At 66.1% G+C, this 22,785-nt stretch carries 17 protein-coding genes; 5 read left to right on the forward strand and 12 right to left on the reverse strand.

Features of this window, described 5'->3' with window-relative positions:
• Window positions 1–170: 170 nt before the first annotated feature.
• The 5 genes from C3B78_RS16300 to C3B78_RS16320 are packed head-to-tail and all read right to left on the reverse strand — an operon-like array spanning window position 171 to window position 5,354.
• Window positions 171–1,454, reverse strand: a complete 1,284-nt coding sequence (locus tag C3B78_RS16300; protein WP_104998983.1) for an MFS transporter — start codon at window positions 1,452–1,454, stop codon at window positions 171–173.
• A gap of 44 nt (window positions 1,455–1,498) precedes the next feature.
• Window positions 1,499–2,125, reverse strand: a complete 627-nt coding sequence (locus C3B78_RS16305) for a Poxvirus protein I5 (protein ID WP_104998984.1) — start codon at window positions 2,123–2,125, stop codon at window positions 1,499–1,501.
• A gap of 23 nt (window positions 2,126–2,148) precedes the next feature.
• Window positions 2,149–3,066 carry a carbohydrate ABC transporter permease gene (locus C3B78_RS16310; RefSeq protein ID WP_104998985.1) on the reverse strand — a complete coding sequence of 306 codons (918 nt, stop codon included), beginning with the start codon at window positions 3,064–3,066 and terminating at the stop codon, window positions 2,149–2,151.
• Window positions 3,063–4,016, reverse strand: a complete 954-nt coding sequence (locus tag C3B78_RS16315; protein ID WP_104998986.1) for a carbohydrate ABC transporter permease — start codon at window positions 4,014–4,016, stop codon at window positions 3,063–3,065. Before C3B78_RS16315 ends, C3B78_RS16310 begins: the two co-directional genes overlap by 4 nt.
• 48 nt (window positions 4,017–4,064) lie before the next feature.
• Window positions 4,065–5,354 (reverse strand): ABC transporter substrate-binding protein, encoded by a 1,290-nt coding sequence (locus C3B78_RS16320; RefSeq protein WP_104998987.1) that lies wholly within the window; start codon window positions 5,352–5,354, stop codon window positions 4,065–4,067.
• Between the two features lie 197 nt (window positions 5,355–5,551).
• On the opposite strand from C3B78_RS16320, the gene C3B78_RS16325 reads away from it, so the two are divergent.
• Complete coding sequence (locus C3B78_RS16325) at window positions 5,552–7,564, forward strand: beta-galactosidase (protein WP_104998988.1); 2,013 nt, start codon at window positions 5,552–5,554, stop codon at window positions 7,562–7,564.
• A gap of 289 nt (window positions 7,565–7,853) precedes the next feature.
• The gene (locus C3B78_RS16330; protein WP_442778278.1) at window positions 7,854–9,572 is read left to right on the forward strand and encodes an HNH endonuclease; all 1,719 of its coding nucleotides are present in this window, start codon (window positions 7,854–7,856) and stop codon (window positions 9,570–9,572) included.
• 123 nt (window positions 9,573–9,695) lie between these two features.
• On the opposite strand, the gene C3B78_RS16335 is transcribed toward C3B78_RS16330, so the two are convergent.
• From C3B78_RS16335 to C3B78_RS16345, 3 genes are all read right to left on the reverse strand, one after another.
• Entirely contained in the window at window positions 9,696–11,063 is a 1,368-nt protein-coding gene (locus C3B78_RS16335) for an ABC transporter substrate-binding protein (protein WP_104998989.1), read from the reverse strand.
• 240 nt (window positions 11,064–11,303) lie between these two features.
• Window positions 11,304–12,245, reverse strand: a complete 942-nt coding sequence (locus C3B78_RS16340; protein WP_104998990.1) for a carbohydrate ABC transporter permease — start codon at window positions 12,243–12,245, stop codon at window positions 11,304–11,306.
• Window positions 12,235–13,179: a carbohydrate ABC transporter permease gene (locus C3B78_RS16345; RefSeq protein WP_104998991.1), complete on the reverse strand. Its 945-nt coding sequence runs from the start codon at window positions 13,177–13,179 to the stop codon at window positions 12,235–12,237. Before C3B78_RS16345 ends, C3B78_RS16340 begins: the two co-directional genes overlap by 11 nt.
• Before the next feature lie 510 nt (window positions 13,180–13,689).
• Here C3B78_RS16345 and C3B78_RS16350 point away from each other — a divergent pair.
• The 3 genes from C3B78_RS16350 to C3B78_RS16360 are packed head-to-tail and all read left to right on the forward strand — an operon-like array spanning window position 13,690 to window position 18,130.
• A complete protein-coding gene (locus C3B78_RS16350; protein WP_104998992.1) occupies window positions 13,690–14,865 on the forward strand; it encodes an acetylxylan esterase in 1,176 nt (391 codons plus the stop codon).
• Complete coding sequence (locus tag C3B78_RS16355; protein WP_104998993.1) at window positions 14,862–16,979, forward strand: DUF6807 family protein; 2,118 nt, start codon at window positions 14,862–14,864, stop codon at window positions 16,977–16,979. Before C3B78_RS16350 ends, C3B78_RS16355 begins: the two co-directional genes overlap by 4 nt.
• A complete protein-coding gene (locus C3B78_RS16360; RefSeq protein WP_104998994.1) occupies window positions 16,976–18,130 on the forward strand; it encodes a M24 family metallopeptidase in 1,155 nt (384 codons plus the stop codon). Before C3B78_RS16355 ends, C3B78_RS16360 begins: the two co-directional genes overlap by 4 nt.
• 183 nt (window positions 18,131–18,313) lie before the next feature.
• On the opposite strand, the gene C3B78_RS16365 is transcribed toward C3B78_RS16360, so the two are convergent.
• The 4 genes from C3B78_RS16365 to C3B78_RS16380 are packed head-to-tail and all read right to left on the reverse strand — an operon-like array spanning window position 18,314 to window position 22,763.
• A complete protein-coding gene (locus tag C3B78_RS16365) occupies window positions 18,314–19,765 on the reverse strand; it encodes an aldehyde dehydrogenase (NADP(+)) (protein ID WP_104998995.1) in 1,452 nt (483 codons plus the stop codon).
• Window positions 19,766–19,786: 21 nt separating this feature from the next.
• Complete coding sequence (locus tag C3B78_RS16370) at window positions 19,787–20,896, reverse strand: mandelate racemase/muconate lactonizing enzyme family protein (protein WP_104998996.1); 1,110 nt, start codon at window positions 20,894–20,896, stop codon at window positions 19,787–19,789.
• Window positions 20,896–21,801, reverse strand: coding sequence for a 5-dehydro-4-deoxyglucarate dehydratase (locus C3B78_RS16375; protein ID WP_104998997.1), 906 nt, complete (start codon window positions 21,799–21,801; stop codon window positions 20,896–20,898). Before C3B78_RS16375 ends, C3B78_RS16370 begins: the two co-directional genes overlap by 1 nt.
• Window positions 21,798–22,763 carry an NAD-dependent epimerase/dehydratase family protein gene (locus C3B78_RS16380; RefSeq protein WP_104998998.1) on the reverse strand — a complete coding sequence of 322 codons (966 nt, stop codon included), beginning with the start codon at window positions 22,761–22,763 and terminating at the stop codon, window positions 21,798–21,800. The genes C3B78_RS16375 and C3B78_RS16380 overlap by 4 nt, the downstream gene beginning before the upstream one ends.
• Between the last annotated feature and the right edge of the window lie 22 nt (window positions 22,764–22,785).

Here is a 22,785-nt window from a genome sequence, read left to right on the forward strand (position 1 = left end):
AGGACTTAGTTTGCTGGTGATGGCCGCCCGTACTTCCGAGTTGGAGGGGGATGCCGCGGTCCGCCAGACCGATGTCGCCGGCCTTGGTGCTGTTGACGAGGAAATCGATGAACTTCTGGGCTTCATTGATCCGCACTACACATCAAGAACTTACAGAAAGAAACTTTTATTCAGAGGGATTGTGGCCGTGGCCTCTGTGACCCGTGGCTTCGGGAGTTCAGCCAGAGCAGTAGTCCGATTACGGCGGCCGACAGCATCCCTCCGGCGCCGGTGGCCACCAAGCCGAGCCGCACCCCGAGCTGCTCCGTCAACCAGCCGGCCAGGAGGCCGCCCAGGGCATGACCGCCGAGCAGGAGCGGAAGGTAGAGGGCCATTACGCGGCCGCGGATCTCCGGGCCGGCGTCAAGCTGGACCACGGTGGCGGCGCTGGTCAGGAACAAGAGGGTCATGAGGCCCACCACCACAAGCATCACAGTGAAGAGGATGAGGTTGGGCATCAGGGCAGCCACCAGCTGGGAGAGCCCGAACAGCCCGGCGGCGGCCACGATCCCCTTCCGGCCCAGGCTTCTCAGCCGGGCTGCCAGGAGCGCCCCGGCCAGGGCACCGACGGCACTGACGGTGTTGAAGAGGCCGAACCCTTCAACACCGTTGTGCCACACCCGCTCGGCGAACGCTGCCAAAACCACCGGCCCGTTCATGCCGAACATTCCCAACAGCCCGGCCAGGGCAATGACCAGCAGCATCTGGGGCCGTTCCCGGACGTAGCGGAACCCGGCCAGGAGCTGGCCCCGCCCGCGGACCACCGGAACGCTTGGATGCAGCTCGGCAGGACGGATGGCCGCAATCAGGCCGAGGACCAGCAGGCACAGCAGCGAGTTCGCCGCGAACGCCGCAGCCGATCCTGCCTGCGCAATGACAACTCCTGCCAGGGCGGGCCCCGCCATGGCGCCCAGCTGGCCAATGGCGTTGTTGAGGCCGATGGCGGGCCGGAGGTTGGTGTCACCTACTACTTCGTTGACGAACACCTGGATGGCAGGCTGGTTGATCGCGGACGTCACGCCGAGGGCAGCGCAGCTGGCATAAACGGCCCACACGGTGATGGTCCCGCTCGCCGCCCACGCCGCCAGGCCTAGGGCCAGGACAGCAATGACGGCCTGGCAGATCAGCATGATGCGCCGCTTGGGAAACATGTCCACCAGCAGCCCGCTCAGGGGACCAACAACCAGCATGGGAAGGAACTGCAAGGCAACGGCCACACCCACGGCGGCAGGGCTGCCCGTTAGCTGCAGCACCAGCCAGTCCTGGGCGAGCCGCTGCATCCACACACCAACGCTCCCCGTAAACACCATGGCCAGGAAGAGCCGGTAGTTCCGCTGCTTCAGGGGCTGGTACCACCGGGGCTGGTTCTGCGACGAATGGACGGACTGTTCGGAACGCTGGCGGTCGGAAGACACGTCGGACTCAACTCAATAGTGGCGGGCAGGACCGGGAAAAATGTTCAGCGGGCGGAACGCAGTTTGACCGCCGCGGCGGCGAGGATGAGGGTGCCGGGGACCACTACGAAGAGCGCGGCGAGCATCCAGACGAAAACCACCGCCCCGAAGAGTGCGGCAGCCAGCAGGAGCGATCCGGTCCAGTCCCTGACGGACAGCGATTGGGCATTCTCGAGGGCCGAGCGCCAGGCACTTTTTCCATCTGTTGAAGACACTGCGGCGTCGGACCACTCCGCCGCGGTGCGCAGCAGCAGGATGGCCGCGCCGGCGGCCAGGATCAGGGTGGCCGGCAGGACCACTTCGCGGCCGGGCAGCTGCCCCACCCACGCGAGCAGCAGGTTGAGGACAATCACGACGGCGGCTGCCGCCGTTGTGATTCCCAGCTTCCAGCTGCCAGGCAGGGCAGCTTTGAACGTGCCCCAGAGGCCGCGGACGGAATCGTCGCGGCCGGAGAGGTGCCGTTCCAGGTGGGCGATCCCCGCCGCATACGCGGCGGGGATCGTCACCAGCGGGATGGAGAGCACCAGGACCAGGACACCGGCCAGGAGGGTCTCGGAGAACAGCGCGAAGCGGTTCACCGGGACGGGTTCGTGATGGTTGGGTGCTGGTGTGGTGCTGTCCATGACGCTCATTTTTCTGTCTCGGGTTTCCGGCACTAGCCCTTGAGGCCCTGGGTGGAGACGCCTTCGACGATGTAGCGCTGGAAGACCAGGAAGAAGACCAGCACAGGGAGCAGGGCCAGGACGGACATGGCGATCATGGCGCCGTAGTCCGAGGACTGGGTCTGGTCCACGAAGAGGCGCAGCGCCAGGGGCAGCGGGTACTTTTCCGGGGTGTTCAAGTAGAGCAGCGGGCCCAGGAAGTCGTTCCAGCTCCAGATGAAGGAGAAGATCGAGGTGGAGATCAGGGCCGGCTTCATCAGCGGCAGCATGATGGACGTGAAGATCCGGACGTGCCCGGCGCCGTCGATCCTGGCTGCCTCGTCCAGCTCACCGGGCAGGTTGCGCATGAACTGGACCATCAGGAACACGAAGAACGCGTCGGCGGCGAGGAACTTGCCGATCAGCAGCGGCACGTAGGTGTCCACCAGGCCCAGCTGCTGGAACACGATGTACTGCGGGATGATCACCACGTGGAACGGCAGGAGCAGGGTGGCGATCATCATGCCGAAGAACACGCTGCGGCCGGGGAACTTGATCCGGGCGAACGCATACGCCGAGACCGACGCGGAGAGGACGGTTCCCACCACGGCGCCGACGGCCAGGATCAGGGAGTTGGTGAAGAACTGCAGGGTGGACACCCCGCCGATGCCGTCCATCGCGGTGACGAAGTTGTCGAAGCTGAAGTTGCTGGACCACAGCGACGTGTTCGCGCCGCCGATTTCTGCGTTCGGCTTGAACGAGGAGGCGATCATCCACAGGCCCGGGTACAGGACCACGGCCGTGAGCGCCAACGCCACGATGTGGAAAATGGTGCTCTTGGCGCGCCTGGCACCCGCTGATTCGGATTTCGGGTTGTAGTGCGGCACCTGTGCGTCCGTGGCGGACTGGGTGGGGGTTGCCATGGTTGTCATTTTGCATCACCGCTGTAATGGACCCAGGACTTGGACGTGCGGAAGATGATCAGGGTCAGGATGCCAACCACGATCAGGAGCAGCCAGGCCATGGCCGAGGCGTAGCCCATCCGGAAGTCGCTGAAGCCCCGCAGGTAGAGGTAGAGGGTGTAGAAGAGGGTGGACCCGGCCGGGCCGCCTTCACCGTTGGAGATGATGTAGGCCGAGTTGAAGATCTGGAACGCGTGGATGGTTTCCATCAGCAGGTTGAAGAAGATCACCGGGGAAAGCATGGGCCAGGTGATGTTGAAGAACTTCCGCACCGGCCCGGCACCATCCATGGACGCCGCCTCGTAGAGGTCATTAGGGATCTGCTTCAGGCCGGCCAGGAAGATCACCATCGGGGCGCCGAACTGCCAGACGGTCAGCAGGATGAACATGGGCATGGTCATGGCCGGGTTGCCCACCCAGCCGCCCAGGTTGATCCCGAAGAGAGACAGTCCTTGGTCCACCGGGCCGGAATCGCCGAACATGGCCTTCCAGACAATCGCGATGGACACGGACGCGCCGATCAGCGACGGAGCATAGAACGCTGACCGGTAGAACCCCTGGCCGCGGCGCTTGCTGTTCAGGAGCATCGCCACTGCCAGTGCGGCGGCGAGCTTGAGCGGGGTACCGAACACAACGTAGCTGACGGTCACGCCCACCGACTGCAGGAACCGCTCGTCCTGGAAGAGGGTGGTGTAGTTGTCGAAACCGATCCATTTGGGCGGATCAAACAAGTTGTAGTTGGTGAAGGACAGATACAGCGAGGAAATCATCGGCCCAATGGTGAGGACGATGAATCCCAGCAGCCAGGGCAGCAGGAAGGTGTATCCGGCGCGGGCGTCCACCCCCCGCTGCCGCGACTTGCGCGGCAGCGGGGCGGCGGACGACGTCGAACGCCTGCTCAGGGTTGGGCTTTGAGTCACGAGTTCATTCCGTCAGTTGTGGACGTCTTGGCCAGGCAGTCTGCCTGGTCAGGCGTTCTGCTTGATGAGGTCTTCGGCTTCCTTGAACCAGGAATCGGCTGCACCGTCGATGGTCAGCTTGCCGTAGTTCAGGTCCGAGCTGACCCGCTTGAAGGATGTCTCGAGGGTGCCGAAACCGACGATTGGCGGCTCGGGAGCGTCCTTGAGGTACTGCTCTATCGACTTTTCGTAATCGACGACGAGCTTGTCAGTACCTTCGAAGGTGGTGCCGTCCCGCTGGGTCTTCGACGCCGGAACGCCGCGGGAGGTCTTGAAGATGTTGCCCACCTCGGGGTCGTTGACCATGAAGTCGATGAAGCGGGCAGCAGCATCCTTGTACTTGGTCTTGGCGCTGGCCACCATGAGCATGGACGGCTTGAGGAACAGGCCCAGGTTGTCCGGGTCATCCGAGGGCACCGGCACAAGCTTGAGTTCCTTGGCGCCGCTGTCCCCGAGGTAGGCAGCCATGAAGTTGTCCCAGGTGACTTCGCTGGCGGTGACATTCGAGCCAAACGGGGACTTGGGGGCGAGCTGGGTGACGCGCTCTTCGGAGACGAGGGCAGGGGTGCCGCGAAGGGCGGCGGTCTGGTTCCACCACTTCTTCAGGTCATCCTTGGTGAAGCCGAGCTTGCCGTCCTCAGTGAACGCCTGGATGTTGTTCTGGCGCAGCCAGATGTTGAACATCCACCAGACGCCGGTGTAGTCGGTTGAGCCAAAAAGCGCACCGTTGCTCTTGGTGCCTATTTCGGCGAGGAAGGCGTTGTACTCCTTGTAGGTCCAGGTGCCATTCGGCTCGGCAATGCCCAGGGAGGCCAGCTTGGCGGGATCGTAGTAGACGGCGAAAGCGTTGGTGCTGGTGGGGATGCCGTAGGTCTTGCCCCGGATCTGGCCGGACGGCAGGAGGGACTTGTCGAAGGCGTCCGTATTGATTTTCAGGGTGCCCAGGTCCAGGAGCTGGTTGCGCTGGCCGTAATCGCGCAAGTAGGAGAGGTCCCACTGCATAACGTCGGGCAGGCCGCCGCCGGCGGCCTCGGTGGCACGCTTCTGCCAGTAGCCGGCGAAGTCGGTGAAGTTGCCGTTGACCTTGATATCCGGGTTCTTCGACTCGAACAGGGCAATGGCCTTGCGGGTGCGCTCCGCACGGTCATCGTTGCCCCACCAGGTGTAATTGATGGTCACGGGCTTCTCGGCGGTGCCGGTCTCCCCGGAAGAGCTGGAGCCCGTTCCGCACGCCGCGAGCGCCGCAGCAGATGCGGTGCCGACAGCCACGGTGGTGAGGAAATGCCTTCTGTTGATCATGGGAGCCTCCTTGCTCGATCTGTGCAATGCTGTCGCCCACTGCCACGAGTGTGGTGAGCTGGCTTACACGGCTTCTGAATCGATACAATATCGGGATTACCGGTTGTGGGCAAGCGTTTTCCAAGAATTCGGGCAAGCGTTTTCCAAGAACACGTTTTATTCAGGTATCGCAGCCACCCACTAGATGAAGGAGTCCCATGGATTCGCAGGACATCCCCCGGCCGGCAAGCGTCTGGAACCATGTCGAAGGCATCGCTTACGGCGGTGACTACAATCCCGAGCAGTGGCCGGTCAGCGTCCGCCTGGAGGACCTGGAGCTGATGCAGGAAGCGGGCGTGAACTTCCTCAGTGTGGGAATTTTCTCCTGGGCACTGCTGGAACCCGCCGAAGGGAAGTACAACTTTGGCTGGCTCGACGAGGTGCTGGACAACCTCCATGGCATCGGCGTCAAGGTGGCCCTGGCCACCGCCACCGCTGCTCCCCCGGCATGGCTGGTACGGAAGCATCCGGAAATCCTGCCGGTCACGGCTGACGGAACCGTGCTGGGACCGGGGTCACGGCGGCACTACACGCCGTCGTCGGCCGTTTACCGCCGCTACGCCAGCGGCATCACCCGTGCAGTGGCCGAGCGCTACAAGGACCACCCCGCCCTGGCGCTCTGGCACGTGGACAACGAGCTGGGCTGCCATGTCTACGAGTTCTACGGCGAGGAGGACGCCGCGGCCTTCCGGGCGTGGCTGGAGCGGCGGTACGGGAACATCGATGCACTCAACGCAGCGTGGGGCACGGCGTTCTGGTCGCAGAACTACGGCTCGTTCGAGGAGATCCTGCCGCCCGCCATTGCGCCTTCCACCCTGAACCCGGGCCAGCAGCTGGACTTCCAGCGGTTCAACTCCCGGGCCCTGATGGACTATTATCGCGAACTCGTTGCGGTCCTGCGGGAGGTCACCCCGGGCGTTCCGTGCACCACCAACCTGATGGCCTCCAGCGCCACCAAGTCCATGGACTACTTCGACTGGGCCAAGGACCTGGACGTCATCGCCAACGACCACTACCTCGTGGCCGCCGACCCCGAACGGCACATCGAACTCGCATTCAGCGCGGACCTCACCCGCGGCATCGCGGGAGGTGACCCGTGGATCCTGATGGAACATTCGACGTCGGCCGTCAACTGGCAGCCGCGCAACCAGCCCAAAATGCCCGGAGAAATGCTGCGCAACTCGCTCGCCCACGTGGCCCGCGGTGCCGACGCCGTCATGTTTTTCCAGTGGCGGCAGAGCTTCGCCGGCTCGGAGAAGTTCCACTCGGCCATGGTGCCGCACGGCGGCCGGGACACCCGGGTGTGGCGCGAGGTGGTGGAGCTGGGGGCGGACCTGAAGCGGTTGGCTCCGGTGCGCGGTTCGCGAGTGGAATCCCGGGTTGCGATCGTGTTCGACTACGAGGCCTGGTGGGCCAGTGAGATCGACTCCAAGCCGAGCATTGACGTGCGGTACCTTGACCTGCAGCGGGCGTTCCACCGCTCGCTGTTCCTCCGGGGCGTGTCCGTGGATTTCGTGCACCCTTCCGCTTCCCTTGATGGATACGGCCTCGTGCTGGTGTGCACCCTGTACACCGTCACTGACGAGGCCGCGGCCAACATTTCCGCTGCAGCCTCCGCCGGCGCCACTGTGCTGGTGAGCTACTTCAGCGGGATCGTGGACGGGAAGGACCATGTCCGGCTGGGCGGCTATCCGGGCGCGTTCCGGGAGCTGCTGGGCGTTCGGGTGGAGGAATTCCATCCGCTGCTGGCCGGGACCCAACTGAAGCTGAGCGACGGGACCGTGTCTTCCATCTGGAGCGAGCACGTCCACCTGGCCGGCGCCGAAGCCATGCAGGCGTTTACCGAGTATCCGCTGGAAGGCGTTCCGTCCCTCACGCGACGGGCCGTGGGTTCGGGCGCGGCCTGGTACCTGGCCACGTTCCCCGGCCCGGACGGCATTGATTCCGTGGTGGACCGGCTTCTGGAAGAGTCCGGCGTAGCCCCCGCTGCGGCCGGTCCCGGTGTGGAGCTGGTGCGGCGGCGCTCTGCCGACGGGCAGGGCTTCCTTTTCGCGATCAACCACACGCGTTCGGATGCCGCCGTGGAGGCATCCGGCCAGGATTTGCTGACCGGCGAAGCGTTTCCGGGGCTGGTCCCGGCGGGCGGCGTGGCGGTAGTTGCGGAGGGCTAGTCACCCGCGCCTCAGAACGTGCGACGGCGGCGCCTCCTTTGGCGTCCCCGTTCCGCTTTGCACAGGGCGCCTGGAGGCGGGGCGGCCTGGAGGCGGGGCGGCTTGGGGCGGAGCGGCACAGGGCGGAGCGGCTTTCCCGTTTTCCACATAGGGCTTTTGGGTGGCTGTCGTTGTCACACCCTGGTGGAAGACTTTGGTCATGGAAGCGGTATTGGGGACGGTTGCAGTGCTGGGGGCGGAGCCTCGGGTGCCCCTTGCTGCCAGCGTGCCGCAGCCCTCGCCTGTGATTATGGAAGCGGAAAAGCCGGACTCCTCCCCTGCCGCTCCGACCGTTGCCGATACACCCCACCCAACGCCTGTTGTTCCGGCTTCCGGAGGCGCGCCTGCGTCCTCGCCTGCCGCGCCGACCCTCGCTGATGCATTGGCCGTTCTGGCTGGTGTTCCTGTGGCCCGCGACAGTGCGGGGATGGTTGAGCAGATGCGGCAGTGGGAGGACATGAAATGCCTGGCCGGCGCGCAGCAGGCCCGGCTTGCTGTGGCCTTCGATCTATTGCAGCGGCAGGAGCAGGCTGACGCCGGCGTGCCCGTGGATGAGCAGGGCGCCGGTGTCGCGGCGCAGATCGCACTGGCACGGCGGGAATCCCCGGCCAGGGGGTCCCGGTTACTGGGCTTGGCCAAAGCCCTCACGGGCATGCCCCGCACCTTCGCCGCCTTTCGGAGCGGCCAGCTGAACGAGTGGCGCGCCACCCTGATCGTGAAGGAAACCATCTGCCTCACGGTGGAGGATCGTGCCGGCGTGGATGAGGAACTCGCCGCCGACACCGGCACGCTCGACGGCGCCGGCGACCGCGCCATCGTCACCGCAGTCCGCGCCGCGGCGTACCGTAGGGACCCCCGCTCCATCGCAAAGCGGGCCGCACGAGCGGTTACCGAACGGACCGTGAACCTTCGCCCGGCCCCTGACACCATGACCTACCTGACCGCGCTGCTCCCCGTTGCCCAAGGCGTTGCGGCCTACGCCGCCCTGGCCAGGGCCGCCGATACCGCCCGCTCTGCAGGAGACGAACGGTCCCGGGGGCAAGTTATGGCCGACACCCTCGTCGAGAGGGTTACCGGTACCCCAGCCGGCATCAGCGGGGTGGAGATTCAGCTCGTTATGACCGACCGCGCCCTGCTCCATGCCGACGCAGAGCCCGCCCGGCTTCCCGGGTACGGCACCATTCCCGCATGCTGGGCCAGAAACATCGCCCTCACCAATACATCAGCCGCGGGAATGCCGGCAACAGACCCAAGCACCGGCAGCGCTGGTTCTCCTGCCGCTGACGGAACCGCCGGTGACGGTGCCGGAGGCGAGGGTGCCGCAAGCGACCACGCCGCTGCTGTTCGCCGCGAGCTTGATGTGTGGATCCGGCGGCTTTACACCGCTCCCGGCAACGGGGACCTGCTGGCCATGGATTCCAAAGCCCGGCTCTTTCCGGCTGGGCTGAAACGCTTCCTTCAAGTCCGGGACGACACCTGCCGCACCCCGTACTGCGACGCCCCCATCAGGCATCACGACCACATCGCTTCCTGGCATAACGGCGGAGCCACCAGCGCCGGCAACGGCCAAGGCCTCTGCGAAGCCTGCAACCACCTCAAGGAAACGGGCGGCTGGGCGGCTGAACGCGTCCCAGGCCCGCGGCATACCGTGGCAACCACCACCCCAACCGGCCACACCTACTTTTCCACCGCACCACCCCTCCCCGGAACATTTTCGGTACCTCAAGAGGACCGTAGGGGGCCACACCATGTGGACCAGGGAGCGGAGCCGTTCACTCTTGCGCATCAGGCCCGTCCCACCGTGGCCCCGGCAGTCGCACAGTCACCACCCCACCAGGCCGTCCACGTCCCGGGAAGGGTGATGCCGCCGCGCGTCTATGGGCCGGGAGAACGCGTCTATTCGCAAGGAGCAGGTGTCCGACGGCCAAGGCCCAGGGAAAGCACCCTTCCCTGGCCGCCACAAGCTTAAACAGTTTTGCCCCGGCTGGAACCTGGTGGTTCCCTCCGGGGCGAAGCTGCCACCCGCCGTCGGACGTGGTGGGCGGAGATGCGTCCACCCACGGTGTCCCAAGCCGTGTTGGCGGCGTGAAGACTAGCTGCTGATTGCGGATTTCATTTCAGAGTGGGCCTTCTTGCCGGCTTCCTCAGCGGACAGCCTCTCAAAGAGAACCTCGGAAGTGTAGCGCTTGATGATTTCCTGGATTGCGCCGGCGCCCTTCGGCGGCGGCGCGGGGGCCTCGCCCAGTTCGTCCTTGATCTGGTCGATGAACTTGACCACCTTGACGTCCGCCGGCGTCAGTTTGGACTCGATGGCCGCGCGGACCTCGGAGTTCGGGTAGACACCGCGGTCCGCCAGCAGGGTCTCGCCGGCCTTGACGTCGTTGGCCAGGAAGTTGATGAACTTGGCGGTCTCCTCAGGGTGCTTGGTGCGTGAGGACGCGGACCAGAACTGGGAGGCCTTGTACCAAAGTTTCGCGTCGGCGGATGACCCGGTCTTGCTGGGGAACCGCAGGATCTTCAAGTCGCTGCCGGATGCCTTCTCCAAGGCCGGGGCCTGGTTGGACCACCAGAACGCCAGGGCGTTCTTGCCCGTGGCCAGTCCGGACTGGTCAAGCGGAGCAGCTTCAGCTTCGACGACCTCGGATGCCGTGGGAACGGCTTTGTTCTCGCTGAGCTGCTTCAGGAACGCCCACCACTTGGCGATGTCGCCCGGTTCGAAGCCCAGCTTGCCGTCGGAGGTATACAGGGACTTGCCGTTCTGGCGGAGCCAGACCCCGAGTGACGCCTCATCAGTCCCGTAAGCGGCAGCGCCATAGGTGCCCTTCGGGGACTTGGCGGTGATCTCGGAGGCGATCCGCTCGAAGTCCTCCCAGGTCCACTTTGAATCGTCAGGAAGCGGAACGCCGGCAGCCTCAAAAACCTTCGGATTCGCAAGGATGGTGGCGGCATTGATGCCAGCGGGGATGCCAGTCAGGCCGTCCTCGCCTTTGCCTGCGTTAAGTGCCGCTTCGTCGAGCTTGGAGGTGTCGATGTCGTACTTGGACAGGTCAAGAAGGGCCCCGCGGCTGGAGTACTCGGTGATGTACTTTTCGTCCATCTGGATAATGTCCGGAGCATCATTCGCCGCCACCTGGGTGGCGAGCTTGTCCCAGTAACCGCTCCAGTCACCAAACTCGGGCTTGATCTTGATGTTGGGGTTTTCAGCCTCAAACTTCTTGATGGCTTCCTGGGTCAGCTGGGCCCGCTTGTCGCCGCCCCACCAGGAGAACCGGAGTTCGACGGGGCCATCAGCGCTTTGCTGGCCGGAGCCCCCGCCGCAGGCACTGAGGCTCAAGGCCATGACGACGGCGGCAGCAACTGCTGCAACGCCAGTCTTACGAAGGGGGCGTCGTCCGCCCGTGGAGGATGTTGCTGCCGGCTGCTTGGCTTTAGCAGAGGCAGAGCGGGAAAAAAGCGGCACTGGTTCTCCGATCTTCTTTGATCTTGGTGCTGGGGATGGAGTTCGGGGATGGAATCAAACTGGGTGGAACCGAAACGGGAAACCGTTTTCTACGTCCGATGTTACAAGTAGCAAACTTGTAATACAAGACGGTGTCGGGAATGTTTTGGACTTCAGGAGCGGCCCGTCGGCGGACGGGCAGCTCCGTGCAGCGGAGGTCATGCCGTGGCCAACAGGGCGGGGCGGAATAGCGGGAACCCGCTATTTGATGCCCGTGGTGGCGATGCCCTTGATGAGGAACCGCTGGCCAAAGAGGAAGACCAGGAAGACCGGCAGGAGGGACACGATGGACATCGCGAACAGCGATCCCCAGCTCGTAGCCGACTGCGAATCCACGAAGGCCCGCAGTGCGACAGGAACCGTGAACATGTCGGGGTCCGTCAGGTAGATCAGGGCGCCGAAAAAGTCGTTCCACGTCCAGATGAACGTGAAGATTGTGGTGGTGGCCAGGGCCGGGACCATCAGCGGGAGAATGACCCGCAGGAAGATGCGGGGGTGGCCTGCGCCGTCGATCCTCGCAGCCTCATCAAGCTCCCGTGGAATGCCGCGGATGAACTGGACCATCAGGAAGACGAAGAACGCTTCGGTGGCCAGCAGCTTGGGCACAATCAGCGGCCAGAAGGTATTCACCCAGCCGATCTGCGAGAAAAGGATGTACTGGGGAACGATCACCACATGGAACGGCAGCATGATGGTCAGGAGCATAATGCCGAACAACAATTTCTTGGCGGTGAACTGCAGCCGGGCGAAGGCGTACGCGGCCATGGAGCAGGAGATCAGGTTGCCGAGGATGGAACCGATCACCACAATCGCGGAGTTGATCATGTAGTGGCCGAAGGGGTGCGTCAGGGCCGACCAGCCTGAGGTGTAGTTGCTCATTTCCAGGCTGTTGAGCCAGAGTCCGGGCTCGCGGAAGATCAGCTCGTTGGGCCGAAGCGATGAAACCACCATCCACAGCAGGGGGTAGATCATCAACGCGCCGGCAAGGATCAGGACAGCGTGCTTCATGAAGGCCTTGCCGCGCTGGGCCTTGCTGAAGGCCAGTGTTCCGCGGGACTCACGGGGCTTGCGATGGTTCGTAGGCTTACCGGCACCTCCGGACTTCTTGTCCGAGGCGGGCAGCGTCTCCAGCTTAGTCGTCATAGAAAACCCAATACTTAGAAGCGATGAAGTTGATGGCAGTGAACACGCCGATGATCACCAGCAGGATCCATGCCATGGCGGAGGCATAGCCCATGTCGAACTGGCCGAAACCCTTTTGGTAGAGGTACAGGGTGAAGAACATCGTGGAGTCCGACGGGCCGCCGTTGCCGCCCGAGACGATGAACGCCTGGGTGAACGACTGGAAGGACCCGATGATCTGCAACACGAGGTTGAAGAAGATGATCGGACTCAGCATGGGGAGGGTAATCCGCCAGAACTGCTGGAGGGTGGTGGCGCCGTCAACCTTGGCTGCCTCGTAGTACATGTTCGGTATTTGCCGCAGGCCGGCCAGGAAGATGATCATGGGGGCGCCAAAGGTCCAGACGTGCAGCAGGATGATCGACCCCAGTGCCGTGCTCGGGTCAGATATCCAGCCGGGCCCCTGGATGCCGAACATGGCGAGGACCTGGTTCACCAGGCCGGTGGTGCCGAAAATCTGCTTCCAGAGGATAGCGACGGCAACAGAGCCGCCCAGGAGGGACGGCAGGTAAAACACCGAGCGGTAGAACGGCAGGCCACGCAGGCCTTTGTCCAGGACGAGGGCAATCAGCAGCGCCACCGCGAGCTGGAGCGGGACCCCGATAAACACGTATGCGAAGGTCACGCCAAGCGAGTTGTGCAGCCGTGCGTCCGTGAGCATGCGGGTGAAGTTGTCCAGGCCCACCCATTCCGGAGGCTGGAGCAGGTTGTAGTCCGTGAAGGACAGATACAGGGACATCAGCATGGGGCCGATGGTGATTGCCACCAGGCCCACCAGCCAGGGCAGCAGGAAGATATAGGCGGCCTTGTTGTCCCGGCCGTTGGCCTTCTTTTCCGCGGCGGTGGGCTTGCCCTTCCGCCGGGTAATGGAGCTGAGTTCGCTGATGGCGCTCACTGGTGCCGCCCCGTTCCTGTCAATAGGCCCCCTGCGGCCGGCATTCCTGCCGGGCGCAGTGCCCTGGGTATGTGCTTAGCGGCCATGTGGTCTCCTTTGGTCATCGTGGCCTCCACGTTTCCGGTGTCCGCGCGAGGCGGTTGTGCGCTCCCACTGCGGCCCGGCTTCCCCGTCGAGGCACTGGCAGTCGGCGGCCTTGCGCCGCCGGGAAATGGGGGGTTGAAAAAGCGGTTCCGTACCAAAGTAAACGTTTTCTTGACTCGTGTATAGCCCTTTGTTAGTTTTTGAGAAAACGCTTTCCGCTTGACCCGCCACTACGAAGAAGCACAAGGCCTTAGGGGGCAGCACAGTGCGGTTACGCCTCAAGAAACCCTTTCAGCCCGGATGTACTGTTCGGGAAGATGCCGGCCCATGACGGCGCCAACGGGCCCCATCCCAGGGTCGACCCCAACCGGGCCTGGGCCACTATCGATCCCGCCATCAGAAAACGTCCGAACAGGAGGCATGCCCATGACTGATACGGGCCAGCCGACCCGGCCCAGCGCCATCGCCGGCTACGGAGACTGGCCTGCCTATGTTCAGCAGCACGCCCGTTACCACGCTGCCACCGCTGCAGCCCAGGAACTTGCGGACGCCCTCGGCGTGCCGGGGGCGCTTCCCTCCCCTGACGTGACCGTCCATTGGGAGGAGACGCACGACGGCGTCACCACCTCCCAGCTCGGCTGGCAGCTGGGCTTCGGCCCCCGCAGTACGGGCTGGCTGATCCGCCCGGCGGGCGCGTCCGGGCCGGTGCCCGGCATCCTGGCGCTGCACTGCCACGGCGGCAACAAGTTCGGCGGCGCGGACCGGCTGGTGGAACTCCCCGAGTCCCATCCCTCCGCAGAAAACGCCCGGGCCGGCCACTACGACGGCCGCGCCCTGGCCACGGACCTGGCCCGCGCCGGTTTCGCCGTCCTGGCCCACGACACGTTCGGCTGGGGCAGCCGCCGTTTTGACTTATCGGTTCCGCCCCGGCGGACGGCCGCCGCGCTGGAGGCGCGGCAGGCACAGTGGCGGCAGGACGGCGTCGTACCTTCCGGGGCCGACGTGTACAACGCCGCCGCCGGATTCCACGAGGAAACGCTGGCCAGGACCGCCGGCCTGCTGGGCACCAGCCTCGCCGGGATGGTGGCCCACGACGACCTCGCAGCCCTGGAGATCCTCGCCGCGCTGCCGGACGTGGACCAGGAACGGCTCGGCTGCATCGGTTTCTCCGGCGGCGGGGGCCGTTCCCTTGCCCTCGCCGTGCTGAGCCACCGCATCAAGAGCTACGTGGTGACGTGCATGATGACCACCTTCCAGGCGCTTCTGCCCGCCTTCCTCGACGCCCATTCATGGCTGCTGCAGACTCCGGGGCTCTGGAGGCTGGGTGACTGGCCGGAACTCACCGCGAGGGCCGGGGCCAGCCGCCTGCTGGTGCAGTACGCGCTTGCGGACCAGCTCTTCCCCGAAGACGGAATGCGCAACGCACACCGCATACTGGAGTCCCTGCACAGCCCCGAAAGCTACACCGGGAGCTTCTGGCCGGGGGGCCACATCTTCACCGCCGGCATGCAGCGGGAAGCGATCGATTTCCTGTCTGCCTCGCTCGGCGCCAATGATCTTAATACCCTTCCTCCCTTCAGCTACCAAGGACCCTGCTCATGATCGATCAATCCGCAACAGCGGAACCCGGCCGCATCGCCAAGGGAGGTACCGTCCCCGCAAGCGTCCAGCGCATCGCCCTGGTGGGCGTGCACGGCTTCGGCGAACAACACCTTGCCAATCTCGCCAGGCTCGAACAGGCCGGCACCGTGGAACTCGTCGCCGTCGCGGACCCCAACCCGCCCGCCCCTGGACGGCTTGCGGAATCCGTAGCTGTCTTCGACGACCTGGCCCAGCTGCTGGCAGCAGACCCCGGCATCGACGTCGTCATCCTCGCCACCCCCATCCAGACCCATGCTCCCCTGGCCCTGGCAGCCCTGTCAGCGGGCAAGGACGTCTATGTGGAAAAGCCGCCGGTGGCCTCGCTGGCCCAGTTCCGGGAAGTGCTGGCAGCAGCCAAAACTGCGGGACGACTGGTCCAGGTGGGGTTCCAGAGCCTCGGCTCCCACGCGCTTCCCGCCATCCGGGCGCACGTCGAATCAGGGGGGATCGGTGACGTCCTCGGCGTGAGCGCAAGGGGCGAATGGGTGCGCAGCAAGGCGTATTTCAAGCGCTCCCGCTGGGCCGGAAAGCGCAGCCTGGACGGCATCGACGTGGTGGACGGGGTGGCAACCAACGCCCTGGCCCACGCCGTGGCCACTGCGCTCCACATGGCCGGAGCGCACATCCTGGCGGACGTGGAATCAGTGGAGACGGACCTGTACCGGGCACACGATACCGAGAGCGATGACACCTCCGTCCTCCGCGTGCGAACGGCCACCGGAACCACCCTCATCTGCGGATTGACGCTGTGCGCGCCGGAGCAGCGGAACCCGTCCGTGACGGTGCACGGCACCCGGGGCGAGATCACCTTCTTCTACACCGAGGACGAGGTGGTCACCAGCACCGCGGACGGCGAGCGCCGGGAGACGTTCGGCCGCACGGACCTGCTGGAGAACCTGTTGGCTGCGCGCTCCACGGGTGCTCCCCTGCTGTGTTCGCTGGCGGACACCGGCGCCTTCACCACAGTGCTGGAAGCCATCCGGACAGCCCCCTTGCCACAGCCCATCCCGCCGGAACATGTCACCTGGGAGGGCGAAGGCGACGACGCCCACCCCGTGGTTCACCGCATCGCGGCCGTCATCGAACGGGCGCTCGCGGCGCAGGCCACCTTCGCCGAGCTGGGTGTTCCCTGGGCCCGGGACCTGCCGCCGGCCCGCACACTCACTGTGGACCACCAGGCCGTTGCCGGGTACCAGGACGGGAGCCGGATCCGGGCGGTGTCCTCGCCGCGCCCCTACCTGCATCCCGTCCGGACCCTGGCGGGCACGGTGGTGACGGACCACCAGCCGCTGGACCACGTGTGGCATCTCGGCGTCGGGGTGGCGCTGCAGGACGTGGACGGCATCAACTTCTGGGGCGGCCGCACCTACACCCGTGAAGCCGGCCAGTACGTCTGGCGCCCGGACCACGGCAGCATCACGGTCCGGGACACCCTCGTTGAAGAAACAGCTGCCCTCACGGGAGCCCGGGGCGGCAGGCTGCAGGAAATCCTGGCCTGGAACGGTCCCGACGGTGCGCCGGTGCTTGTCGAAGACCGCACCTGGACCTGGTCCGGCGTCAGCCCGTCCATCTGGCAGATATCCCTGGACTTCGCCCTCTCCCCTGCGGGCGGCCAGCCCGTCAGCCTCGGCAGCCCCGGCTCCAACGGCCGCCCCGAAGGCGGTTACGGCGGGTTCTTCTGGCGGCTGCCCGCCTGCGAAGGCGCCACCGTATGGACATCCGGTGGCTCCGGCGAGTCCGGGGCGCACGGTTCAGTCACGCCGTGGCTCGCCTGGGCCGGAAAGTTCGACGGCGGCACACCAGTTGGCGGAGGACCAGCCGCCGGAGGCCCGGCCGCCGGGGCGCCCGCCGGCAGCGCCACGCTCGTCTTCGTGGCCGCTGAGGGCTCCACCGACCCGTGGTTCGTCCGCGTGGACGGCTACCCGGGCGTTGGCCGGTCCCTTGCCTGGGACACCCCGGTCATCCCCGAACCGGGCCGTCCGGTCCAGCGCAGCATCACCGTTTTCGTAGCAGACGGGATCCTGGACACCACCGACATCGAAGCACTCATCAACCAGCAGGGGAACCGTTCATGAGCCAGACCACAGCCGACAGGACGCTGCATCCGGGCAGGACGGCCCCGGCCTCCGCGACTGACCGCGCCATTAAACGCCGGCGCGTGCTGGACATCCTTGAAGCCAAGGGGCAGGAGTCACTGCTTCTGACCACCAACACCGCGCTGACGTGGTACCTGGACGGCAGCCGGGTGCACATCAGCCTGGCCGGCGATCCGATCGCCGCCCTCCTGGTGGACCGCGGAGGCGACCACCTCGTCACCTTCAACAATGAGGCCGGCCGGATCGCCGCCGAGGAGCTGCCTGCCGGCGTCGCTCTGCACTCCGTGCCCTGGTACGGCAACCTGCACGAGGCCGCCGCCGCCGTCGGACGTACTGGCTCGGCTGGAACTGCCGCCCAAGGCGGCACAGCCGGGCGTGGCACAGCACCGCTGGCCGAAGCGGAGGTGGCGGCGGAGCTGCGCGCGGCCCGCCAGCAGCTGCTCCCGGCCGAGAGCGCACGTTACGCACGGCTTAGCGCCGAGGTTGCGGTGATCATGACGGACGTCCTCTCCACGGCCCGGCCGGAGACCACGGAGTTCGAGCTGGTGTCCGCCCTGGCCGGCCGGGTTGTCGCCGCCGGCGCGGAGCCCCTGGTCCTGCTGTGCAACGGCAGCAGCCGCAGCGGGTTCCGGCACCCGCTGGCCACGCACTCACCGCTGGGCCGCCGCGCAATGGCCGTCGTGTGCGCCCGTCGGGACGGCCTGGTTGCCAACATCACCCGCTGGGTAAGGTTCGACGCCGGCACGGCGGAAGAGCACGACGCCGAGGCACGCATCGCCGCAGTGGAAGCAGACATCTTCGACGCCACGGTCCCCGGCGCCCGGCTGGACCGGATTTTCACCGAGATCCAGGCCGCCTACGCCCGGCACGGCTTCGGCGCCGACCAATGGGAGCAGCACCACCAGGGCGGTCCCGCCGGCTACGCCGGCCGTGACCCGCGGGTTACCGCCGCCGCAACGGACACAGTGGTCCTGGACCAGGCTTTTACCTGGAACCCGTCCGGGCCCGGCGTCAAGATCGAGGACACGGTCCAGCTCACCGGAACGGGCTTGCAGGTCCTGACGGTCGACCCCCGCTGGCCCTCGACGGCGGTCAACGGACTAGGGCGGCCGGCCACCCTCCAGCTCTAGCCACAACGCTCTATCAGTTCCTGCAGCAAAACCCACAACGCTCGATCAGTTCCTGCAGCAAAACCCAAAACGCTCTATCAGTTGAAGCCGTAGTACCGGCAACAACTGATAGAGCGTTTTGGTTAAAGCGACATCAAGTGGAAGAGCGTGTTGGATAAGCCCACATTAAGTGAGAGAGGGTTGTCAGGGTAGTACGAGTTCGCCGTCCACCCGGCGCGGGATGCCCAGCGGGTTGCTCTCGAGCAGCGCCGGGTGCAGGACCGCTTCAGGCGCATCCTGGTAGGCAACCGGACGCTGGAACCGGCGGACCGCCGTCGCGCCCACCGAGGTGAACAGCGAGGTGGTGGCCGGGTAGGGGCCGCCGTGCTGCTGCGCCCAGTTGACGGCCACTCCGGTAGGCCAGCCGTCGAAGAGGACGCGGCCTGCGAGTCCGGACAGCTGCTCCACAAGCGCGGAGATGTCCTCATTCGGTTGGGCGTGCACCGTGGCGGTCAGGCTGCCCGGCACTTTGGCCAGGGCTGCGGACAGCTCCTCCTGGTCCGCGTATTCGATCAGCATGGTGGTGGGGCCGAAGCACTCCTCCAGCAGTTCCCCGGGACTCTCCAGGACCCTGGCAGCGGTGGTGGAAAAGACCACCGGCGCTGCCCCGTTGGCCACAGCATCCTGGTCCACGCTGCCGCTGACCACCTCAACGCCCTCCACGGACGCGAAGCCGCGCAGGCCGTCCGGATAAGCCTCGGCGATCCTGCTGGTGAGCATGCCCAGGGCCGGCTTGTCCTTGCTGGCCTCCGCCACCCTGGCTGCGAAATCCGTGCCGGCCGGTATGAACACCAGTCCGGGCTTGGTGCAGAACTGTCCGGCGCCCAGGGTGAAGGAGCCTGCAAGCCCGGCAGCGAGCTGGTCCGGGCGTTCGGCCAGCGCCCCCTCCGTGACCACTACAGGGTTGAGGCTGCCCAGTTCGCCGTAGAACGGGATGGGTTCGGGACGGGACGTGGCAAGGTCGAACAGCGCCCGGCCGCCGGGGATGGAGCCCGTGAAGCCGACGGCCTTGATGGCAGGATCCTGGACCAGGGCTGTTCCCACTTCACGGCCGCTGACCAGGGCGAACAGGCCGTCCGGGGCGCCCGCGCCGCGAAGCGCGTCCGCCACGATCTCCGCCGTCCGCTCGGACAGCCGCAGGTGGCCTGAGTGCGCCTTGACGATCACAGGGCAGCCGACCGCGAGGGCGGATGCGGTGTCGCCGCCGGCCACCGAAAAGGCGAACGGGAAGTTCGACGCCGAGAAGACCGCCACGGGGCCGATGGGCTTGAGGATCCTGCGCAGGTCCGGCCTGGGCGGGGTGGCAGCCGGATCCGCGTGGTCGATGACCGCTTCGAGGTAGGAGCCCTCGGTGACCACGCGGGCGAAGAGGCGCAACTGCCCGGTGGTGCGTGCCACTTCGCCGGTGAGGCGGGCTGCGCCCAGGCTGGTCTCGGAATCGGCGATCGCCACGAGCTCGGCGGCGTTGGCGTCCAAAGCGTCGGCCACAGCGTTGAGCCAGCCAGCGCGCTGGGCGTCGGAGGCAGCCGCCGAGATCCTGGCCGCATCCGTGGCCGCGGCTGTCAGCTCGTTAAGGGAAAGGGTTGCAGTAGTCACTGGGATCCTGTTCGTCGTGATTTAGGTCTGCGGGTTGTCAGTGAACCTGAAGCCGAGCCCCGGCTGGCCCGTAAGCGTCACCCGGCTGCTGCTGAACCGGACCGGCGACGGGCCGGCCAGGATCCCCAACTGTTCGAAGGATGCCTCCTCCACGTCCTCCACCATGGTGGGCTCCGCCAGGGTCAGGGCCAGCTGCCCGGACAGTTCGGGCAACAGATGCGGCATGACCCTGATGCTGTTGGTCCGTGCCAGCTCAACGATCCGCCGGAACGGGGTGATGCCTCCCACCCGGATGATGTTGGGCTGGATGATGTCCACCGCTTCCGCCTCAATGAAATCGCGGAACCGGTAGATGGTGTGCAGGTTTTCGCCAAGGGCAATCGGCACCGGTGAATGCTTGCGGAGCCGCCGGTAAGCCCAGAGATCGTCCGCCCGGAGGGGTTCCTCGAGCCACTCCAGCCCGAATTCGGACAGGACGTCGAGGGCGCGGAAGGTGGCGGGCAGGTCCCAGCGCTGGTTCGCGTCGATCATGAGCTTCCGGTCCGGCCCCAGCACCGAGCGGACCGCGGCAACACGTTCGGCGTCCTCGCGGAGATCAGGCTTGCCAACCTTGATCTTCACCGCCCGGTGCCCTGCCGCGACCCACCGTTCGGTCTGGGCTACGAGATCCTCAAGGGTGTAGTGCAGGTTCACCCCGGAGCCGTAAACCTCGGCAGACTCCTGCCGCTGGCCAAGGTGTCCGGTGACGGACGTTCCGGCGCGGGAGGCCTGCAGGTCCCAGAGGGCAAGGTCCACTCCGGCCATCGCGATGGTGGTCAGTCCCCCGCCGCCGGCCTCGTGCAGCCTTTTCCACAGCGCGTCCCAAACCACCTCCGGATTAGCCGGCAACCCTGCGACGAAAGGCGCGATGTCGTAGTCCAGCAGTGCCTTAACCGCCTGGGGTCCGATGGTGGGCGTCCAGGAAAAACCATGCCCCGCACCGCCGTCGTCCGTATGGATCTCCGTAACGATTACGTGGTTCTCCGGCGCCTCCACGCCCCAGCTGCGACGCAGCGGAACTGTGATGAGCCGGGTGGAGATGCCCGTGATGCGCGGTGCGGTACGCACTGCCGCGGCGGCCGGGGCGCCCATCAGCGGCCGGCCAGCTCGTAGCCCTTGGCGAGGATGGCCTTGAGCTGGACCAACTGTTCCTCGGTGGGGTCAACCAGCGGCGGGCGGACGGAACCCACCGCCAGGCCGCCCAGGCGCAGGCCTGCCTTGATCAGCGAAACGCCGAAGCCCGGAGTCTGGTCGCGGAGCCGGACCAGCGGCGCGTAGAAGCCTTCCAGCAGGGCGTTCCGGCGGTCCTCGTCGCCAGAGATGTATGCGTCGTAATAGGCCGTGGCGATCTCCGGCGCCATGGCGAAGACGGCCGAGGAGTACAGCGGGATCCCCATCCCGCGGTAGGCGCCCTGGGTCAGTTCGGCGGTCAGCAGGCCGTTGAAGAACGCAAAGTCCTGGCGTCCCGTGGCACGGACCGCGGACACGATTTCCTGGGCCAGGCCAACGTCGCCGAGCCCGTCCTTGAAGCCGATGACCTTGGGGTTGGCGGCCAGCCGAGCCATGGAAGCTGCCGTGAACCTGGCGTTGCCGCGGTGGTACACGATCACCGGCAGGCTGCTGGCGTTGGCCACGGCCTCGATATAGGCAACCAGACCGTCGGCGGGTCCGGTGACCAGGTACGGCGGCAGCACCAGGAGGGCGTCCGCGCCGGATTCTTCCGCGGCACGGGCGGCGGCAAGGGCATGGCCCAGCGGACCGCCGGCTCCTGCGACTACGGGCACCTTTCCGGCAACAACCTCGACGGCGGCTGCCACCACGGTGCGGACCTCGTCGATGCTGAGGGCGTGGAATTCGCCGGTGCCGCAGGCGGGGAAAACACCGCCCGGCCCGAACGGAAGCCGCGAGCTGATGTGTTCCTTGAGCAGTTCCACGTCAACGGCGCCAACGGCTGTGAACGGGGTGACGGGGAAGAACAGTACGCCGTCGAATTTCATGGTGTCTCCTTGGCTCCGCCGCCGGTTCTGACCAGCGCGGAGTTCTCGTCGTTGAGGGTGGAACGGGACTTGAGTTCCGTGCGCCAGCTGCGCGCGGGGTGCCAGCCCAGGAGTTCCTGCGCTTTGGCGATGGAGAAGGCCGGGCTGGTGCCGGTGAGCCCAGCGCTGAGGACTTCGCTTCCGGGCAGGAATTTTGGCATCAGTTCGGCCAGGGGCGCGGTGGCGAGGGCGTCAGCGGCTCCGACGAAGAAGGTTTCCCCGTTGGGGATGGACGGCATCTTTTCCAGCAGCAGGTCGAGGAAGTCCGCCACGTCCCGGGCGTCCACGTAGTTGAACAGGGCGGGGGCGGAGAGGGCGGGGTCGGCCAGCCGTTCTGCAAGGGTGTGGCCCTGCTGGGTGGGTGCGCCGTTCCACTCCTCCGGGGAGATCACGTAGCAGGGGCGGAACGCCGCATAGCGGATCTTTCCCCCCTGGGCTGCCGCGAAGGCCTGGACGGTTTGCTCCGCGATGAGCTTGGACAGCGCGTACGCGTTCCAAGGCTTCGGCGGCGTCCGCTCATCCAGCGGGAATGACGGCGGCAGCCAGCCCGCAGGTGAGCCGTAGCCCAGCACGGTGGGACTGCTGGCGGTGACGATCTTCGGTACGCCCACTTCCGTCGCGGCGCTGACCACGGCGAAGGCGAGGCGTGTGTTCGTAGCGAAGATGACGTCCTCGGGCGCGCTGAAAGGCACCGCGATCGCCGCAAGGTGGATGACGGCGTCGGGCGTGGCTTCCCGGAGGAGGCGCAGAGCCTCACCCGGCACAAGAAGGTCGGCGGTTTCCTGTACCACCCCGGCGGGAAGCTGGTCCGCCGGGACGGCGTCGCGGTCCACGGAGATGACGTGGTGGCCTTTCCCGGCGAGCCCGGCCACCACGCTGCGTCCCAGCCGGCCGGAGCCGCCGGTGACAAAGATCCTGCTCATGGTTGTTCCTTCAGGTTCTCAG

This window comes from Arthrobacter sp. PGP41 (genome assembly GCF_002953935.1).
In the GTDB taxonomy this organism is placed as follows: domain Bacteria; phylum Actinomycetota; class Actinomycetes; order Actinomycetales; family Micrococcaceae; genus Arthrobacter.

Bases quoted from the DNA above. Each gene is read 5' to 3' on its own strand.
- C3B78_RS16305 (WP_104998984.1), bottom strand. From the start codon at position 2,125: ATGAGCGTCATGGACAGCACCACACCAGCACCCAACCATCACGAACCC.
- C3B78_RS16310 (WP_104998985.1), bottom strand. From the start codon at position 3,066: ATGACAACCATGGCAACCCCCACCCAGTCCGCCACGGACGCACAGGTG.
- C3B78_RS16320 (WP_104998987.1), bottom strand. From the start codon at position 5,354: ATGATCAACAGAAGGCATTTCCTCACCACCGTGGCTGTCGGCACCGCA.
- C3B78_RS16325 (WP_104998988.1), top strand. From the start codon at position 5,552: ATGGATTCGCAGGACATCCCCCGGCCGGCAAGCGTCTGGAACCATGTC.
- C3B78_RS16330 (WP_442778278.1), top strand. From the start codon at position 7,854: ATGGAAGCGGAAAAGCCGGACTCCTCCCCTGCCGCTCCGACCGTTGCC.
- C3B78_RS16340 (WP_104998990.1), bottom strand. From the start codon at position 12,245: ATGACGACTAAGCTGGAGACGCTGCCCGCCTCGGACAAGAAGTCCGGA.
- C3B78_RS16350 (WP_104998992.1), top strand. From the start codon at position 13,690: ATGACTGATACGGGCCAGCCGACCCGGCCCAGCGCCATCGCCGGCTAC.
- C3B78_RS16355 (WP_104998993.1), top strand. From the start codon at position 14,862: ATGATCGATCAATCCGCAACAGCGGAACCCGGCCGCATCGCCAAGGGA.
- C3B78_RS16360 (WP_104998994.1), top strand. From the start codon at position 16,976: ATGAGCCAGACCACAGCCGACAGGACGCTGCATCCGGGCAGGACGGCC.
- C3B78_RS16370 (WP_104998996.1), bottom strand. From the start codon at position 20,896: ATGGGCGCCCCGGCCGCCGCGGCAGTGCGTACCGCACCGCGCATCACG.
- C3B78_RS16375 (WP_104998997.1), bottom strand. From the start codon at position 21,801: ATGAAATTCGACGGCGTACTGTTCTTCCCCGTCACCCCGTTCACAGCC.
- C3B78_RS16380 (WP_104998998.1), bottom strand. From the start codon at position 22,763: ATGAGCAGGATCTTTGTCACCGGCGGCTCCGGCCGGCTGGGACGCAGC.